Genomic DNA, 16,858 nt, shown 5'->3' with positions numbered 1-16,858 from the left:
GGTCGCCCACGCTTTTGTTTGGCCGGTCCTTGGAAGGAGGTGCGTGGTGGACCCTGCAGCACGAGTATCGCAACGAGTCGCCCCGCTCCTGGCCGACCGAGGCTTCGAGCTGTTCGACGTGGAGTTCACCGGCGGCGTCCTCCGCGTCAGCGTCGACCGTCCGGGCGGCATCGACCTCGAAGGCGTGGCCGAGGCCACCCGCCACGTGTCCGACCTCCTCGACGAGGAAGACCTCGTCCCCGGTCAGCGCTACACACTGGAAGTGAGCAGCCCCGGCGTCGAGCGCCCGCTGCGCACCCCCGATCACTTCCGCCGTTACCTCGGCACCACCGTCGCGGTGAAGACGAAGCCCGCCGTCGAAGGCGAGCGTCGCATCCAGGGCACCCTCGAAGCCGCCGACGACGACGGCATCACCGTCGCCGGCCGCACCCTCGCCTACGGCGAGATCGACAGGGCCCGCACCGTGTTCGAGTGGGGCCCCGCCCCCAAGCCAACGACCAAGAAGAAGGCCGCTACGTCATGAAGGGCAACTTCGAGTTCCTCGAGGCACTCCAGCTCGTCGCCCGCGAGAAGAACATCTCCGTCGAGGTCCTCCTCGACGCCCTCGCCAACGCACTGGTCGCTGCCTACAAGCGCATGCCCAAGGCCGCCGAAGAGGCCGTCGTCACCATCGACCCCGACACGATGGAGATCACCGTCTACGCCCAGGAGCTCGACGAGGACGGCAACGTCGTGCGCGAGTGGGACGACACCCCCGAGAACTTCGGGCGCATCGCCGCGCAGACCGCCAAGCAAGTGATCCTCCAGCGCATCCGCGAGGTCGAGCGCGACCAGAAGTACGAGGAGTACGCGGGCCGCGAGGGCGACATCGTCACCGGCATCATCCAGCAGAGCGACAACCGCTACACGCTGCTCGACCTGGGCAAGGTCGAGGCGTTGCTGCCCCAGGCCGAGCAGGTGCCCTACGAGCACTACGACCACGGCGCCCGCCTCAAGGCCTACATCGTCGAGGTCCGCAAGACCACCAAGGGCCCGCAGATCGTGGTCAGCCGCACCCACCCGGGCCTGATCAAGCGGCTGTTCGAGCTGGAGGTCCCCGAGATCGCCAGCGGCGTCGTCGAGATCAAGGCCTGTGCCCGCGAGCCAGGGCACCGCACCAAGATCGCCGTGTGGTCCAACGACAACAACGTCGACCCCGTCGGCGCCTGCGTCGGCGCCCGGGGCGCCCGCGTGCGCATGGTCACCAACGAGTTGCGGGGCGAGAAGGTCGACATCGTCCCCTACTCGGAGGAGCCGACAGAGTTCGTCATGCGCGCCCTCCAGCCCGCCAAGGTCAAGGAAGTGCGCCTCGACGAGGAGACCGGCACGGCCACCGTCGTCGTGCACGACTACCAACTGTCGCTGGCCATCGGCAAGGAAGGGCAGAACGCCCGCCTGGCCGCCCGGCTCACCGGCTGGCGCATCGACATCAAGAGCGAAGGCCAGTTGGCGGAAGAGGAAGCCGGCTACACCGGCGAAGAGTGGGCCGAGGGCGAGTGGGTGACCGACGCCGCCACCGGCGAGATGGTGTGGCAGCCCGCCGAGGGCGGCGAAGCCATGTCGGCCGAGGCGTGGTCGCACGGCGGTGACGAGGCCGAAGGCGGCGAGACGCCCGCCAAGGCCGAGGCCGACGGCGATGCCCCCGCTTCGGCGTCCGACAACGGCGCCGCCTCCGAGGCCGACACTGCGGACGAGCCGTCGCCTGCAGCCGACGCCGTGGAAGTGGTGGCCGCCGTCGAGGAGGCCGAGGCCGAGGCCGAGACGGAGACCGAGAGCGAGACGGAGACCGAGCCCGAGCCCACGGGCGAGGAGGCTCCGGCATAGCGCCGGTACGCACCTGCATCGGCTGCCGGCGCACTGCGCCGGCCGACGAGCTGGTGCGGGTGACTCGTCGCTCCGACGGTTCCTTGGCCATCGGCCGGGGGCTGCCGGGGCGAGGGGCGTGGCTGTGTGCCGGCGCCCCGGCCTGCATCGACATCGCAGCAAAGCAGAAGTCGTTCGGACGGGCGTTGCGAGCCCGAGTGGACGAAGCAGACATAGCCGCACTTCGTGCGGAACTCGCGGACGTGCGAGGATGGTAGGTCGCCGCCACGTCGGGGCCTAGGAAGGAATCAGCAGCACTTGCCGAAGAAGATCCGGGTGTACGAGCTCGCACGAGAGCTCGGTTTGACCAACAAAGAGGCGCTCGACCTGTGCCTCGACCTCGGCATCGGGGTGAAATCGCATTCGTCGAGCATCGAGGATGCGCAGGCCGACCGCGCCCGGAGAAAGGCCGACCGGGAGGGACTTCGCCGCGAGGTGTCGCCCCCCGAGCCCGAGCCCGTCAAGAAGGCGGCCAAGAAGGCCGCCGCCCCTGCTGCTGAGGCACCTGCACCTGCGCCGGCACCCGCTCCCGCCCCGGCACCCGAGGTCGAAGCCGAGCGCCCGGCAGCCGCTGCGCCCGCACCGGCCGCGCCTGTTCCTGCCCCCGCTCCGGCCGCGCCCGCCGAGGCGACCGAGCCCGCACCCCTGCCGTCGGGTCGCGACCCCCGCCTCATCACCAGCCGGCCCACGCCCGAGGCCCCCGCGCCTGCGCCGCGTCCGGCCGCTGAAGCTCCCGCACCGCGACCCGCCGCCCCGGCGCCCCGCCCGGCAGCAGCCGAGGGCGCTGCGCCTCCGGCGCCGCCTCGTCCGCCCGGTCCTCCCGCAGGCGCCCCGCGCCCGCCCGGCGCTCCCGGCACCCGCCCGGCCCCGCCGCCCGGCGCACCTCCGGTCTCACGTACCGGCAAGCCCATCCCGCCGCCTCCCGGCGCTCCTCCCATGTCTCGCACGGGCAAGCCCATTCCGCCCCCGCCCGGCATGGGTGGCCGTCCCGCGCCTCCCGGCGGTCGCAGCAGCGGCCCCGGCGGCCCGCGCACGGGCGGTCCCGGCGGTCCTCGAACCGGTGGCTTCGGCGGTCCTCGTCCCGGCACGGCCGGTGGCGGCGGCGGCTTCGGCGGCCGTCCTGGCGGCGGTGCAGGCGGTCCCGGCGGCGGCTTCGGCGGTCGTCCTGGTGGCCCTGGTGGCGCACCCGGCGGCGGCTTCGGCGGCCGACCCGGTGGTCCCGGCGGCGGCCCTGGTGGTCCCGGTGGCGGGCGTGGCGGCTTCGGCGGCCGCGGCCGTCCTCCCGGCCAGCGCCGGCGCAAGCGTCGTCGTTCGTTCGAAGAGCTCGAAGCCCAGGAGCTCACCCGTTACACGCCGTCCGACGCGCCCGTCCCTGAGGGCGAGGTCATCATCGAACGCGGCTCGACGGCCCAGGAGCTCGGCCCCCGCCTGAACCGCAGCGCGGCCGACGTCGTGCGCTTCCTGCTGGAGCAGGGCGAGATGGTCACCGCCACCATGTCGTTGGGCGACGACTCCATCGAGTTGTTCGCGGCCGAGATCGGCGCCACCGTGCGCCTGGTCGACGCGGGCGAAGAGAAAGAAGCCCTCCTCCAGGCCAAGTACTTCGACGACGACGAGGACGACGAGGACGAAGAAGGCCAGCGGCCCCGACCGCCGGTCATCACCGTCATGGGTCACGTCGACCACGGCAAGACCCTCCTGCTCGACCGCATCCGCGAGGCCAACGTGGTGGCGGGCGAGGCGGGCGGCATCACCCAGCACATCGGTGCCTACCAAGTCGAAAAAGACGGCCGCCTGATCACCTTCATCGACACCCCGGGCCACGAGGCGTTCACCGCCATGCGGGCCCGAGGCGCGCAGGTGACCGACATCGTCATCCTGGTGGTGGCGGCCGACGACGGCGTGATGCCCCAGACGATCGAGGCCCTCAACCACGCCAAGGCGGCCGACGTGCCGATCGTGGTGGCGGTCAACAAGATCGACCGCGAGGACGCCGACCCCAACCGGGTGCTCCAGCAGCTCTCCGAGCACGGCCTGGTGCCCGAGTCGTGGGGCGGCGACACCATCACCGTCGAGCTGTCGGCCCTGCAGAACCTGGGCATCGACGACCTGCTCGAACAGCTCATCGTCGTGGCCGACATCGAGGAGCTCACGGCCAACCCCGAGGGGCGGGCGCGGGGCACGGTCCTCGAGGCCAACCTCGATACCGGCCGGGGCCCGGTGGCCACCGTCATCGTGGAGTCGGGCATCCTGCGGGTGGGCGACCCCGTGGTGGCAGGCGCGGCCTGGGGCCGCGTGCGGGCGCTGATCGACGACAAGGGCGACAACATCAAGGAAGCGCCGCCGTCCACGCCGGTGCAGGTGCTCGGGTTCTCCGACGTGCCCACCGCGGGCGACGAGTTCCGCGTCACCGTCTCCGACAAGGTGGCGCGCGACATCGCCGAGCAGCGCGAGCACCGCTACCGCACGGCCGACATGCGCAAGACGCCGTCGATGGCGGGCATGGCGGCAGGCAGCGCCAAGCTGGAAGACATCTTCGAGCAGATCCAGCGGGGCGAGACGGCCACGTTGAACCTGATCCTCAAGGCCGACGTGCAGGGCTCGCTGGAAGCGGTCACCGAGTCGCTCAAGAAGCGTGAGCGCGACGAGGTGAAGCTGAGCTTCGTCCACCGCGCCGTGGGCGGCATCACCGAGAACGACGTGCAGTTGGCCGCCGCGTCCAACGCCACCATCATCGGCTTCAACGTCCGCCCCGACCGCAAGGCCCGCAACATGGCCGAGGCCGAGCACGTGGAGATCCGTACCTACGAGATCATCTACAAGCTCATCGAGGACATCGAATCCGCCATGGTGGGCATGCTCGCCCCCGAGTTCGAAGAGGTCGTCACCGGCGACGCCGAGGTCCGCGAGGTCTTCTCGGTGCCGCGCATCGGCAAGGTGGCGGGCTGCTACGTCCGCAACGGCGCCATTGCCCGCGGCTCCAAGGTCCGCTTCCTCCGGGAAGGCGTGGTCATCTGGAACGGCAGCATCACGTCGCTCAAGCGGTTCAAGGACGACGTCCGCGAGGTTGCTACCGGCTTCGAGTGCGGCATCGGCCTGTCCGACTTCCAGGACCTCAAGCCGGGCGACATCATCGAGACCTACGAGGAGCGTGAGATCCCACGCACGTAAGTGCCTTGGAACTCGAGCTTCACCTCCCGCACTGTCATTCGTTGAAGGACAAGCGGGCAGTGGTCAAGACCATCCTCCACGGAGCGCAGAACCGCTTCGGCGTCTCCGTGGCGGAGGTCGACTACCAGGACAAGTGGCAGCGGGCCTCGCTGGGCTTTGCCGTGGTCTCCGGTCGGGCCGGCGTGGCCGACGACGTCCTGGCCAAGGTCGAGCGCTTCGTCCTGTCGTTTCCCGAAGTGGAGCTCATCGCGGCACACTGGGGGCTCGATGGTTGATCGCAGAGGACGCGTGGGCAACAGCAGGCGTTACCCGCGTACGGCGCGGGTCAACGAGGTGCTGCGCGAGATCGTGGCCGAGGAGCTCGAACGCATCGGGGGTGAGGACGACCGCCTCTACCTGGCCACCGTCACCGCCGTGCAGGCCGACCCCGACCTTCGCCAGGCGACGGTGCTGCTGGCCTCCATCTCCGAGGACGCCGCGGTGGCCCTGGAGGAGAACCGCATCGCCCTCCAGGCGGCCATCGGCAGGCAGGTACGGCTGAAGCGCACGCCCAAGTTGGCATTCGAAGCCGACCCCGCGATAGCAAGTGGGCAACGGGTGGAAGACATCCTTCGGGGATTGCAGGACGATGCTGGGAACTGAGCTGGACCAGGCGGCGGACGTGATCCGAGGCGCCGACTCGCTGGCGCTGGCGTGCCATGTAGGGCCCGACGGCGATGCCCTCGGCTCCATGCTGGCGTTGCACCACCTGTGCCTCGCCTACGGAAAGCCCTCGGTGGCGTCGTGGCCCGCCCCCTTCGTGGTGGCGCCTCACTATCGCTACATGCCGGGGCTCGACCTGGCGGTGAAGCCGGAGGACTTTCCGGCGGCACCCGAGGTCATGCTGACCTTCGACTGCGGGTCGCTCGACCGGCTGTGCGAGCTGGCCCGTCCCGCCTCGGCGGCCCGGGAGCTGGTGGTGGTCGACCACCATGCCTCCAACGACCGCTACGGCACCATCAACGTGATCGACACGTCGGCCGCCGCCACCGCCGTGCTGGTGCGCGAGTTGGCCCGCCGCCTCGACTGGTGCCTGACCCGAGACGCCGCCATCTGCCTCTACACCGGGCTGGTCACCGACACCGGGCGGTTCCAGTACGCCAACACCACGCCCGAGGTGTTCCACCTGGCCGAGGAGTTGGCGGCCTTCGACCTGCCCATCGAGTCGATGACCCGCCAGTTGTTCGAGGAGCACCGTTTCGCCTACCTGCAGATGGTGGGAGCGTGCCTGGCTCGGGCCGAGCTCGACCGCGAGCTGAGCTTCGTGGCCACGTGGGTCACCAACTTCGACCTCGACGGCTTCGACGTCGACATCGAAGAGACCGAGGGGCTCATCGACCTGGTGCGGCGCACGGCCGAAGCCGATGTGGCCTGCGTGTGCAAGGAGACCGACGAGGGCATCCGGGTGTCGCTGCGCTCGGTGTCCGACGACATCGACGTCTCTGCGGTGGCGGCCCGCTTCGGCGGGGGCGGGCACCGCTTCGCCGCGGGCTTCGTGGCCCCCTATCCCGTGGTCGACGTACTGGGCAACATCAAGGCGGTCCTGCGCCAGTTGCGTGGTTGACGGCTCTGCAGTTGTCGACGGCTTAGTCGTCGTCGACAAGGCGGCGGGCTGGACGTCGCACGACGTGGTGGCCAAGTGCCGCGGCATCTTCGGCCAGAAGAAGATCGGCCATTCCGGCACCCTCGACCCCGACGCCACCGGCGTGCTGCTGGTGGGGCTGGGCCGGGTCACCCGGCTGCTGCGCTTCCTGACCGCCCTGCCCAAGTCGTACGTGGGCGAGGTGGTCCTGGGCACGGCCACCTCCACGCTCGACTCGTCCGGCGAGGTGCTGGCGTCGTTCGACATGTCGGTGACGGCCGACGAGGTGGCGGCGGCCGCTGTGCGGTTCGTAGGCGACATCGAGCAGGTGCCGCCCATGGTGTCGGCCGTGAAGATCGGCGGGAAGCGGCTGCACGAACTGGCCCGGGCGGGGGAGGAGGTCGAGCGGGCGGCGCGGCCAGTGCACGTGTCGCGGTTCGACACTGCGCCCACCGACGACCCGCTGGTGTACCGCATCGAGGTCGACTGCTCGTCGGGCACCTACATCCGCACGCTGGCGGCCGACTTGGGCGAGGCGCTGGGCGGGGGAGCGCACCTGCGCAACCTGCGCCGCACCGCCATCGGCTCGTTCACGGTGGCCGAGGCCGCTTGGCTCGATACCGAGTTGCCCGTGCTCTCGCCCGCGGAAGCGTTGCGCGACTACCCGTCCGTGGTGCTGACCGCCGAGCAGGTGGTCGACATCCGCCACGGCAAGCGAGTGGAGCTCCCCGAGGAGACCGTGCGCGTGCTCGACGGCGACGGCGACCTCGTCGCCATCGCCGAAGCCGGCCGCACCGCCGTCGTCGTCCCGAGTACATAGGGTGCGGATTCCGCACCCTATGTACTCGGGACGTAGCCTCGGCCGGCGATGGAGGTGCTCCGCGACCTGGCTGCTTGCCCGAGACCGCCGCGGGGCACCGTCGTCACCATCGGCGCCTACGACGGCGTCCACCTGGGCCACCGGGCGCTGATCGCCGAGGCCCGCCAGCGGGCCGATCGCCTGGGCTGCGACACCGCAGTGGTCACCTTCGACCGCCATCCCGCCATGGTCGTGCGCCCCGAGTCGGCCCCCAAGCTGCTCACCGACCTCGACCAGAAGCTCGAACTGTTGGCCGAGGTGGGAGTCGACTACACGCTGGTCGTCCACTTCGACGACGAGCGCAGCCACGAGTCGGCCGAGGAGTTCGTGCACGAGGTCCTGGTCGGCTGCCTCAACGCCAAGGCCGTCGTCGTGGGGCACGACTTCCACTTCGGCCACGGCAGGCGGGGCAACGTCGCCCTCCTCACCCAGATGGGCGGCGAGCTGGGCTTCGACGTCCTCGGCCTCCGCCTCGTGCGCGACGACAGCGAGGCCTACTCGTCGACCCGCATCCGGGGCCTGCTCCAGCAGGGCGACGTCGCCACCGCGGCGACCCTGCTCGGCCGCCCCCACGAGGTGCGGGGCACCGTGGCCCGTGGCGACGCCCGGGGCCGCGAGCTGGGGTTCCCCACCGCCAACGTCGAGGTGCCCGCCGAGATCCTCCTGCCCGCCGACGGCATCTACGCGGGCTGGTGCCGGCGCCCTGACGGCACCACCCACATGGCCGCCCTGTCGCTGGGCCGCCGCCCCACGTTCTACGAGCACGCCGAGTCGTCGCTGCTGGAGGCGTACCTGCTCGACTTCGACGGCGACCTCTACGGCGAGCACGCCGCCGTGCAGTTCGTAGCCCGGTTGCGGGGGGAGGAGCGCTTCGATTCGGTCGACGCCTTGGTCCGCCAGATCGACGCCGATGTGGTGGCCACGCGCACGGCGTTGAGGAGTGCCTAGTCAGTTCGGGCTATTCGTTGATCGAACGTTGCCTGAACCCAAACGCCCATCGGTACGAGTTATTGGGACATGCCCGCCCGAATCGTCACCGCCGCCGCCCTCGCCTTCGGGATGTGTCTAGCTATTTCCCCGGCCCTCGCCGAGGAGTGCACCCTCACCAACAAGACGCTCAACGAGTGCGAGCAGCCCGCACCGCAGCCCGAGCCCCAGCCCCAGCCCGAGCCCCAGCCGCAGCCGAACCAGCCGTCGGCGCAGCCGGGCCACGCGCCCGAGGCCGTCAGCCGCCTCCTGGTGCTGATGAACAACGAGCGCCGCAGCCGGGGCCTCCCGCAGTTCAGCCAGCGGGGCGACGTCAGCGCCATCTCCCGGGACCACAGCAAGGCCATGGCGGCGGCGGGCACCATCTGGCACAACGACGCCTACTTCACCGAGTCGACCAAGCGGAAGCTCGACGCCGCCCTGCTCGGTGAGAACGTGGCCCGCAACACCGACATCGACGACGCCCACCGGCGCCTGATGAACAGCCCCGGCCACCGGGCCAACCTGCTCGACGCCCGCTTCACCGTGGTCGGCCTGGGCGTCTACCGCAGCAGCACGGGCTCGCTCTACGTCACCCAGAACTTCGTCCAGCCCGTCGCCCGGGCGACGGCCGCCGCTCCTCGGGCTGAAAAGACCCGTGGCACTGCCGCCGCCAAGGCGCCTGCCGCCGCCCCCGCCCCTTCCGCAGCCCCCGCCCCCGCAGCGGCACCGAGCACCCCGACCGCCCCTCCCGTGGTCGAGGTGCCGGAGCCGACTGCCGGGCCTGAGCTGCTGGCCGCCGCCCCCCTGGGCGTCCCCGCTTCGCCCGACGGCAGCCCCGTAGGCGCCCTCGCCGCCGCCGCTGTGCTCGCCCTGCTCGGCGTGGCCGCTGTGCTGGTGCACAGGTTTCGCAGCCGATTCGCTCCATTTTCGGTGGGTAGCGGCCGATAGACACGGGGTGGGGCACAAGATCCTCCTGGTCGACGACGAGCCGTCCATTCGCTTCCTGGTCGCACGCGGCCTGACGGCGGAGGGGTACGAGGTCCTCGAAGCAGGCGACGGTGAAGAAGCCATCCAGCGGCTCGATGAGGAGCCTGACCTGGTGGTTCTCGACGTCGTGATGCCGAAGCTGGGCGGGTGGGACGTACTGACGGAGATCCGCAGGCGGGGCGAGCTCCCCGTCATCATGCTCACCGCCGACCAAGGCGAGAGCGCCCGCATCCACGGCCTCGACATGGGCGCCGACGACTACCTGGGAAAGCCGTTCTCGGTGGCCGAGCTCGTGGCCCGGGTGCGCTCCGTGCTCCGCCGGACTGTTCGCACCGAGGTGCCTGCCGTGGTGGGGGCCGAGGGCCTGCAGATCGAGATTGCCGCTCGACGGGTGCTCGTCGACGGTGAAGTCGTGGAACTGCCCCGCCGGGAGTTCGAACTGCTGGCCTTCCTGGCCACCCATCCCAACCGGGCGCTGACCATCGGTGAGCTGCTCGAGCGGGTGTGGGGCTCGTCGGTGGACTGGCAGGACAAGCACACCGTGGCCGAACACGTGCGACGGCTGCGCCAGAAGATCGGCGACCGCTGGATCGAGACGGTCCGCGGCGTCGGCTACCGCTTCGCCCCCGCGGGCGTGGCCGCTATTCGTCCGGCGCGGGACGGCCTCGCAAGCGTTTGACGTCGCTGCGGCGGCGCTTGGCGTCGACCCGCCGCACCTTGCTGGCCCGGGTGGGCGCCGTCGGCCGCCGCTCCCGCTCCACCTTCAGCGCATCGGCCAGCCGGCTGCGCAGTCGCTCCAACGCCAACTGGCGGTTGCGGGCCTGCGAGCGCTCGTCGGACGCCGCCACCCGCACTGTCGGCCCCAGCCGCTGTAACAGCCGGGCCCGCTGACGCGGCCCGAGCGACGGCGAACCCTCCACGTCGAAGCGCACCTCCGCCCGGGTGTTGGAGGTGTTGGCGTGCTGGCCCCCCGGGCCACCGCTGCCGGTGAACTTCCACGTGAGCTCGTCGAGCGGGATGGCGCACGACTTGGTCACCCGCAGGACCTCCATAGTCGCCACGATATGTGGGCGGCCCGACTCGCCGACGAACAACCCGTTCTCGTCGTTCGTAGGCCGTACGGGCAAAGAGGCAGGTGCCCGACCGATCGTGCTGGAATGTCGCCGTCGGGCAGCTCTGCCCGACGTCATCCCCCCCGAACGGTGATCCCCCAGCCTCATGTACTCACGCGGTCCATACGCACTCGCGGCGGATCCGGCGGTGCATCCCGATGCAAAGCCGGCACGGCTGTCCCTCCGGCAGTCCCGGCGCCTGATGCGCGTGTCGCTCACGGTTGCCGTGCTTGCCGCTGCTGTCCACGTGCTCGTGCATTTCGGCCTCACCGTGGAGGACGCGGGCATTACCTATTCCTACGCCCGAACGTTCGCCGACGGCCACGGCCTCGGCCACATATTCGAGAACGCGCCCAAGGCTGAGGGCTATTCGAACTTCTTGTGGCTGGTCGCCATGGCGCCGTTGGGGGCGCTCACGACGATGGAGACGGCGTCGAAGGCGCTGGGCCTTGCCTTTGGCGTGGGCACCGTGTTCGTGGTTCACCGGTTGGTATGGCACCTTGCCCGCGACCGGCGGGTTGTCTGGGGCGTGGTGGCGTCGGGCCTTGTCGCCCCGACCGCGATGTGGGCGGCCGCGGGCTTGGAGAACGGCCTGTACGTCTTTCTCGTCTCCGCCTCTGCGCTCCTGTTCGTGCGGGAGGAGGCGGCCCTCGAGGAAGGACGCCAACCGCTGCCCGGTTCGGCCGCTCTCCTGGTGTTGGTGGCCATGACGCGACCTGAAGGGTTCATGTACGGCGGCGCCGTCGGGTTGTGCAAGCTGTTCTCGCTCTGGCGGCGTCGCCACGACCTGCGACGAGGCATCAGCGACCTCGTCATGTGGTCGCTTGTCTTGTTGTTCGGCGTCGGCGCCTACCACCTGTGGCACTACTCGACCTACCACGAGCTTGTTCCCAGCACCGTGATCGCCAAGTCCGTCACGCCGACGATGAAGGGCGACTTCGGCAACCTGGTCGACTTCGGGTCGGAAGGCTGGTGGTATGCCACCGAGCTCTTCCGCAGCCACGGTGGCCTGTTCATCCTGCCCGCCGCTGTCGTCGGGGCGGTGGTGGCGGCCCGTTCGCGAGCCGTCGTCGTCGTCGTCCTCGCTGTGGTGTCGCTCGTGCTCCCGCTGTACTCGCCCGACTGGATGCCCCAGCTCCGCTTCATGTTCGCCTTCCCCACGCTGCTCGTCGTACTGGCCGTGCTGGGGATCGATGCCCTGCTGGCGTGGGCACGAGGTTTTCGGACCACGTCGCTCTACCCGGCGGCAGCAGGCCTGGCGACGCTGCCCCTCCTCGCCCTCGTACTGTTCGCGGCCGAGAACCTACGCGTCACCAGCGACCACGTCGGACATGACTACCCGCACTTCCTACCGATGCGTTTTGCCAACGAGAGCTACGCCCCGCTGCGAGAGGTCGCACGGACGTTCGGGCTCGATGACCCCTTCTACGTACTGCCTGATGTCGGCGGCTCCACGTACCTCGGGCGCATGCGGATAGTCGACTCACTCGGGCTGGCCGACCTGCATGTAGCTCGCAGCCATTGGGACCGCGCCATCCTCGAGCAGTACTTCTTCGTGGAGCGTCGGTCGGAACTGGTCTCGACACATGAGCCCTGGACCAGCCTTACCGGCATCCCCGAGATGAGCTCGGTGCAACAGGACTACGTGCGTCTGCCGAGCGAGTCCCACGCGCAGTTCGTGCGTCGCGACGTGATCGTCTCGCCCAGCCTCGACGTGTCATCGGACCCCGGCGTTGTCGCCCGCTCGCCGTTGGTGGGCTGGTCGGGTGCCGACTCGGCCGGGCCCGATGAGGAGTACGCCCTCGACCTGTATTGGGGACACGGCACCGTTCCCTCCGACAAGGCGACGTACGACGTGTCGATTATCGATGCCGCAGGGGTAGCGGTGCGGCACGAGGCGGGGACCGTTGGGTACCCCTGGTTCCCGATGTCGCGGACCTCGCCCGGCGAGGCCTTGCGCACCCACGTGGTGCTACCTGCGCCGGTGCTCCGGGGCGCCTACACCGTTGAAATCCTGTTCCGCGCGGAGGTCGGCGCGCCCGGTCGGATGGTTGCCCGCAGGCACTTGCAGGTCGGTCGCCCGCAGGCCTCGGCTGAAGCGGCCGACAGAGCTGACCGTGCAGTGGCAGCTGCCCGCCGGGCCGACATGGCGGAGGCGTCCCGGCTACTGCGGCTCGGCTCCTTCGCGGCGGGGTCCGACGCGGCAGCGAAGGCCGAGGTCGACAGGGCCCGCGCCGCAGCGGCAGGTGCTGCGTTCGCCGCCGCCGAGACGGGCTGGCGCTCGAAGGACAGGGCCGAGTTGCTCGACGCCGTGCGGGTGGCCGCCGACCTGCGCCGCCGCCTGCCGATCACCCAGGCAGAGCACCGCTTCGCCCGCGTCCTGCGTGCAGCGGCGGAGGGTGGGGACTCGGCCGCTGCGTACGAGTTGCTAGTAGCCGCAGCGATGGTCGACCCCACCGACGGCAACGTCCAAAAGCGGCTCGAGCACGCTCGGCGCGTCTACCTTCGAAGCCTCGATGCATGAGGCCCCAACCGCAGCGATGACCGACACCGCGGTCTTCGACTTCGACGGCACGTTGCTACCGGGGGATTCGCTGCTCCCGTTCCTGGCCTTGGTCGCAGGCCGGAGGGCGCTGGTCGGCGCCCTCGTGCGCCGGGGGCCCCGCATCGCCGCCGCCATGGCGGGGATGAGCGACCGCGGAGAGGCCAAGCGCCGCTTGTTGACGGACCTCGTCGGCGGGCGCGCGGTGGCCGATGTCGAGGAGGCGGCGCGGCGGTTCTCGGCCGCGTTGGTAGGGCGGCTGCGGCCTGACGTCCTCGCCCGGTTGCGATGGCACCAGTCGGCCGGCCACCGCACGGTGATCGTGTCGGCCTCGCCCGGTGTCTACGTTCGTCCGGTGGGCGCTGCGCTCGGTGTCGACGGCGTCATGGCGACGGAACTGGTGATCGGGGACGGCCGCTTCACGGGGAGCATCGACGGGCGCAACTGTCGAGGCGCCGAGAAGCTCGACCGCCTCCGCGCCTGGCTGGGCTCCCGTGAACAGGGGCGACTCTGGGTTTACGGCGACTCCGCCGGCGACAGGGAGCTACTGGCGGCCGCCGACATCGCCCAGCGAGTGACGAAGCGGGCAATCCCCGAACTCCCGGCCGGCGGCGGGCGGTGACCTTGAGCGTGGCACGACCTTCGCTCGCCACCGGCCTCCTGCGCGCCCTCCGCCCTCGCCAGTGGACCAAGAACGCACTTGTGCTGGCCGCTCCGGCCGCCGCAGGCGTGCTCGACACACCCGGTGATGCAGCCCGGGCTTTGGTCGCGTTCGTGGTGTTGTCGATGGCCGCGGGCGCCACCTACCTGCTCAACGACGCGGCCGACGTCGATCGCGACCGCATGCACCCGGTCAAGCGGGCGCGGCCGATAGCAGCGGGTGTCGTTTCGGTCCGCACAGCCCGCGTCGTCGGCGTGGTGCTCGTCGTGTCCGCACTCGCCGTGGGCGCCGGCGTGCTCGGCCTGAAATTCGGCGCCGTGGTCGCCGCCTACTTGCTGCTGACCACCGCTTACACGGTGTGGCTCAAGCACATGGACGTGCTCGACTTGGTCGCCGTCGCGTCGGGGTTCGTGCTGCGGGCGATCGCCGGGGCAGTCGCCGTCGGGGTGCCTGTCTCCCGATGGTTCTTCATCGTCGCCTGCTTCGGCTCGTTGTTCGTCGTAGCGGGCAAGCGGTCGTCAGAACAGTTGGCGCTCGGCGTCGATGCCGACGCCGTGCGGCCGATCCTCGGCAGCTACCCGGTCACGTTCCTCGTCTTCGTGCGCTCCACAGCGGCGGGCGTCACCCTGCTGTCGTACTGCCTGTGGGCGTTCGAGAAGTCGGCGGCCGCGACCAACGGCGTGTGGTTCGAGGCATCGGTCCTCCCCTTCGTGGTGGCCATCCTGCGCTATGCCCTTCTGCTTGAGCGGGGCGGCGGCGCCGCGCCCGAGGAACTGCTCCTGCGCGACCGCACGCTCCTCGTCGCCGGCGGTGTGTGGGCCACCCTCGTCCTAACGGGCGTCCATGCCGGCTGAGCGCGGCCGCCGGCTGGTGGCGGGGTGGGGGAACACGGCGCCGACGGCTGCCGATGTCGTGGCTCCACAATCCCGGCGAGAGCTGGCGGACCTGCTCGTCACGCCACCGCGGCGTGGGCTGATCGCCCGAGGCTTGGGCCGCTCCTACGGTGACGTGGCGCAGAACGCAGGGGGCGTCGTGGCCGACTGCACCGCCCTCGATCGCGTGGTCGGCTTCGACGGCGAGTCCGGTGTCGTCACCGTGGAAGGCGGGGCCTCGATCGACACCTTGCTTCGCACGTTCGTCCCGCTGGGGTGGTTCGTGCCCGTGACCCCCGGCACCCGGTACGTCACCGTGGCCGGGTGCGTGGCCAACGACGTGCACGGCAAGAACCACCACGTCGACGGCTCCTTCGCCGACCACGTCGTCTCGCTGCTGCTCCAACTGCCCGACGGCGAAGTGGTCGAGATCGGGCCCGAACGTCGGCCTGACCTGTACTGGGCCACCGTGGGGGGGCTGGGCCTGACCGGGCTGATCGTGGAGGTCACCTTGCGCCTGCTGCCGGTCCGCACCTCGCTCGTGCGTGTCGACCGTGAGCGAGCATCCGACCTCGACGACCTCATGGCTCGCATGGCGGGGGGCGACCATCGCTACCGGTACTCGGTGGCCTGGATCGACTTGCTCGCCTCCGGTCGTGCCCTCGGACGAGCGGTGTTGACCCGCGGCGACCACGCCGAGCCCTCCGACCTTCCGGCCCGTGCGGCGCGACATCCTCTGGCGTTTTCGCCGCGCTCACCGTTGCCTACGCCCCCTGTGGTGCCCCCGCACTTGCTCAACCGGTGGTCGATCAAGGCCTTCAACGAGCTGTGGTTCCGCAAGGGCAATGATCGGCCCGAAGGGCTCGAGACCATCGGCGCCTTCTTCCATCCCCTTGACGGGGTGGCGGCCTGGAATCGGCTCTACGGGCCCCAGGGGTTCCTCCAATACCAGTTCGTGCTGCCCCCCGGCGAGGAGGCGACGCTGCGGGCCATTGTCGAGCGGCTGGCCTGCGAGCGCGTGGCGTCTTTCCTCGCCGTCCTGAAGCGATTCGGTGACGGCAACGCGGGGCTGCTGTCGTTCCCGATGAAGGGGTGGACGCTGGCTCTCGACGTCCCCGCAGGGGGGAGCGGGCTCGACGCCCTGCTCGACCAGCTCGACGGCGTGGTGGCCGATGCGGGCGGACGTGTCTACCTGGCCAAGGATGCTCGGCTGGCACCAGAGCTCATGCCGGTGATGTATCCGCGGTTGGAGCGATGGCGCCAGATTCGGGCCGAGGTCGACCCGGCCGGCATCCTCATGTCCGACCTGGCCCGTCGGCTCGGACTGTGACAAGGAGCTGCTCGTGAAGGACGCCCTCGGGGCAGTGCAGTCGATCCTTGTGCTCGGCGGGGGGAGCGACATCGCCCTCGCGACCGTGCACAAGCTGGTGGCCCGACGCTGCCGCACGGTGGTGCTGGCCGCCCGCCGACCCGAGGCGCTCGATGACGACATCACCCGGTTGCGGGACGCCGGAGCCGACACGGTGGAGGCGGTTGCCTTCGATGCCACCGCCTTCGACAGCCACGACGAGCTCGTTGCCGGGCTGTGGCGCCGCTTCGGTGACTTCGACGTGGTCATGGTGGCCTTCGGTGTCCTCGGTGACCAGGCGCACTTCGCCGATTGCCCGGCAGACGCGGTGCAAGCGGCGCAGGCGAACTACACGGGAGCTGTCTCCATGGGCCTGCGGGTGGCCCGGATGCTGGAAGAGCAGGGCCATGGGACGCTTGTGTTCCTCTCGTCGGTGGCGGGGGAGCGGGTGCGGGCCGACAACGTCGTGTACGGGTCGAGCAAGGCCGGGCTTGACGCCTTCGCCCAAGGGCTCGACCTGTCGCTGGCGGGCACCGGCGTCCGAGTGGTGATCGTCCGCCCCGGCTTCGTGGCCACCAAGATGACGACGGGGATGCGCCCGGCCCCGTTCAGCACCACCGCCGACGCGGTGGCCGATGCCGTGGTGGCGGGGATCGCCCGCGGGGCGGCCGTCGTCTATGCGCCGTCCGTCCTGCGCTGGGTGATGGCAGTGCTGCGCCACCTCCCTCGCCCGTTGTGGCAGCGAGTGAGCGCGCTCCAATCCCGCTGAAATGCACGTGGGCCGACGGCCGCTGCTACTCTGGACCGTCCCCTG

16 protein-coding genes are annotated in these 16,858 nt (G+C 70.5%); 15 read left to right on the top strand and 1 reads right to left on the bottom strand.

Going from position 1 to position 16,858, the window contains the following annotated elements:
* Positions 1–46: 46 nt before the first annotated feature.
* From rimP to VM938_08705, 10 genes are all read left to right on the top strand, one after another.
* Positions 47–523: a ribosome maturation factor RimP gene (rimP, locus tag VM938_08750; protein ID HVF75125.1), complete on the top strand. Its 477-nt coding sequence runs from the start codon at positions 47–49 to the stop codon at positions 521–523.
* A complete protein-coding gene (nusA, locus tag VM938_08745; protein HVF75124.1) occupies positions 472–1,863 on the top strand; it encodes a transcription termination factor NusA in 1,392 nt (463 codons plus the stop codon). The genes rimP and nusA overlap by 52 nt, the downstream gene beginning before the upstream one ends.
* Positions 1,864–2,160: 297 nt before the next feature.
* Positions 2,161–5,073 (top strand): translation initiation factor IF-2, encoded by a 2,913-nt coding sequence (gene infB / locus VM938_08740; GenBank protein HVF75123.1) that lies wholly within the window; start codon positions 2,161–2,163, stop codon positions 5,071–5,073.
* Positions 5,074–5,078: 5 nt separating this feature from the next.
* A complete protein-coding gene (locus tag VM938_08735; protein HVF75122.1) occupies positions 5,079–5,348 on the top strand; it encodes a DUF503 domain-containing protein in 270 nt (89 codons plus the stop codon).
* Positions 5,341–5,715 (top strand): ribosome-binding factor A, encoded by a 375-nt coding sequence (locus tag VM938_08730; GenBank protein ID HVF75121.1) that lies wholly within the window; start codon positions 5,341–5,343, stop codon positions 5,713–5,715. Before VM938_08735 ends, VM938_08730 begins: the two co-directional genes overlap by 8 nt.
* The gene (locus tag VM938_08725) at positions 5,702–6,676 is read left to right on the top strand and encodes a bifunctional oligoribonuclease/PAP phosphatase NrnA (GenBank protein HVF75120.1); all 975 of its coding nucleotides are present in this window, start codon (positions 5,702–5,704) and stop codon (positions 6,674–6,676) included. The genes VM938_08730 and VM938_08725 overlap by 14 nt, the downstream gene beginning before the upstream one ends.
* Positions 6,669–7,514 carry a tRNA pseudouridine(55) synthase TruB gene (gene truB / locus VM938_08720; protein HVF75119.1) on the top strand — a complete coding sequence of 282 codons (846 nt, stop codon included), beginning with the start codon at positions 6,669–6,671 and terminating at the stop codon, positions 7,512–7,514. The genes VM938_08725 and truB overlap by 8 nt, the downstream gene beginning before the upstream one ends.
* Before the next feature lie 48 nt (positions 7,515–7,562).
* Positions 7,563–8,501 carry a bifunctional riboflavin kinase/FAD synthetase gene (locus tag VM938_08715; GenBank protein HVF75118.1) on the top strand — a complete coding sequence of 313 codons (939 nt, stop codon included), beginning with the start codon at positions 7,563–7,565 and terminating at the stop codon, positions 8,499–8,501.
* Between the two features lie 69 nt (positions 8,502–8,570).
* A complete protein-coding gene (locus VM938_08710) occupies positions 8,571–9,470 on the top strand; it encodes a CAP domain-containing protein (protein ID HVF75117.1) in 900 nt (299 codons plus the stop codon).
* A 7-nt stretch (positions 9,471–9,477) separates the two neighbouring features.
* Entirely contained in the window at positions 9,478–10,188 is a 711-nt protein-coding gene (locus VM938_08705; GenBank protein ID HVF75116.1) for a response regulator transcription factor, read from the top strand.
* On the opposite strand, the gene arfB is transcribed toward VM938_08705, so the two are convergent.
* Entirely contained in the window at positions 10,151–10,561 is a 411-nt protein-coding gene (arfB, locus tag VM938_08700; protein ID HVF75115.1) for an alternative ribosome rescue aminoacyl-tRNA hydrolase ArfB, read from the bottom strand. The two genes, VM938_08705 and arfB, sit on opposite strands and share 38 nt — an antisense overlap.
* Positions 10,562–10,823: 262 nt before the next feature.
* Here arfB and VM938_08695 point away from each other — a divergent pair, with 262 nt between their 5' ends.
* From VM938_08695 to VM938_08675, 5 genes are read left to right on the top strand one after another with little or no spacing between them, the layout of a single operon-like run.
* Positions 10,824–13,145, top strand: a complete 2,322-nt coding sequence (locus VM938_08695) for a hypothetical protein (protein HVF75114.1) — start codon at positions 10,824–10,826, stop codon at positions 13,143–13,145.
* Positions 13,138–13,785, top strand: a complete 648-nt coding sequence (locus VM938_08690; protein ID HVF75113.1) for an HAD family hydrolase — start codon at positions 13,138–13,140, stop codon at positions 13,783–13,785. The genes VM938_08695 and VM938_08690 overlap by 8 nt, the downstream gene beginning before the upstream one ends.
* An 8-nt stretch (positions 13,786–13,793) precedes the next feature.
* Positions 13,794–14,678, top strand: coding sequence for a decaprenyl-phosphate phosphoribosyltransferase (locus VM938_08685; protein ID HVF75112.1), 885 nt, complete (start codon positions 13,794–13,796; stop codon positions 14,676–14,678).
* Positions 14,668–16,026 (top strand): FAD-binding oxidoreductase, encoded by a 1,359-nt coding sequence (locus tag VM938_08680; GenBank protein ID HVF75111.1) that lies wholly within the window; start codon positions 14,668–14,670, stop codon positions 16,024–16,026. The genes VM938_08685 and VM938_08680 overlap by 11 nt, the downstream gene beginning before the upstream one ends.
* Before the next feature lie 13 nt (positions 16,027–16,039).
* Positions 16,040–16,813: a decaprenylphospho-beta-D-erythro-pentofuranosid-2-ulose 2-reductase gene (locus VM938_08675; protein ID HVF75110.1), complete on the top strand. Its 774-nt coding sequence runs from the start codon at positions 16,040–16,042 to the stop codon at positions 16,811–16,813.
* Positions 16,814–16,858: the final 45 nt, after the last annotated feature.

The organism is Acidimicrobiales bacterium (assembly GCA_035536915.1).
Taxonomy (GTDB): Bacteria; Actinomycetota; Acidimicrobiia; order Acidimicrobiales; family JAHWLA01; genus JAHWLA01.
Note: the sequence above shows the minus strand (reverse complement) of the source record. Positions and strands in the feature narration are given on the sequence as shown.

Bases quoted from the DNA above. Each gene is read 5' to 3' on its own strand.
- VM938_08730 (HVF75121.1), top strand. From the start codon at position 5,341: ATGGTTGATCGCAGAGGACGCGTGGGCAACAGCAGGCGTTACCCGCGT.
- VM938_08725 (HVF75120.1), top strand. From the start codon at position 5,702: ATGCTGGGAACTGAGCTGGACCAGGCGGCGGACGTGATCCGAGGCGCC.
- VM938_08715 (HVF75118.1), top strand. From the start codon at position 7,563: ATGGAGGTGCTCCGCGACCTGGCTGCTTGCCCGAGACCGCCGCGGGGC.
- VM938_08710 (HVF75117.1), top strand. From the start codon at position 8,571: ATGCCCGCCCGAATCGTCACCGCCGCCGCCCTCGCCTTCGGGATGTGT.
- arfB (HVF75115.1), bottom strand. From the start codon at position 10,561: ATGGAGGTCCTGCGGGTGACCAAGTCGTGCGCCATCCCGCTCGACGAG.
- VM938_08695 (HVF75114.1), top strand. From the start codon at position 10,824: ATGCGCGTGTCGCTCACGGTTGCCGTGCTTGCCGCTGCTGTCCACGTG.
- VM938_08690 (HVF75113.1), top strand. From the start codon at position 13,138: ATGCATGAGGCCCCAACCGCAGCGATGACCGACACCGCGGTCTTCGAC.
- VM938_08680 (HVF75111.1), top strand. From the start codon at position 14,668: ATGCCGGCTGAGCGCGGCCGCCGGCTGGTGGCGGGGTGGGGGAACACG.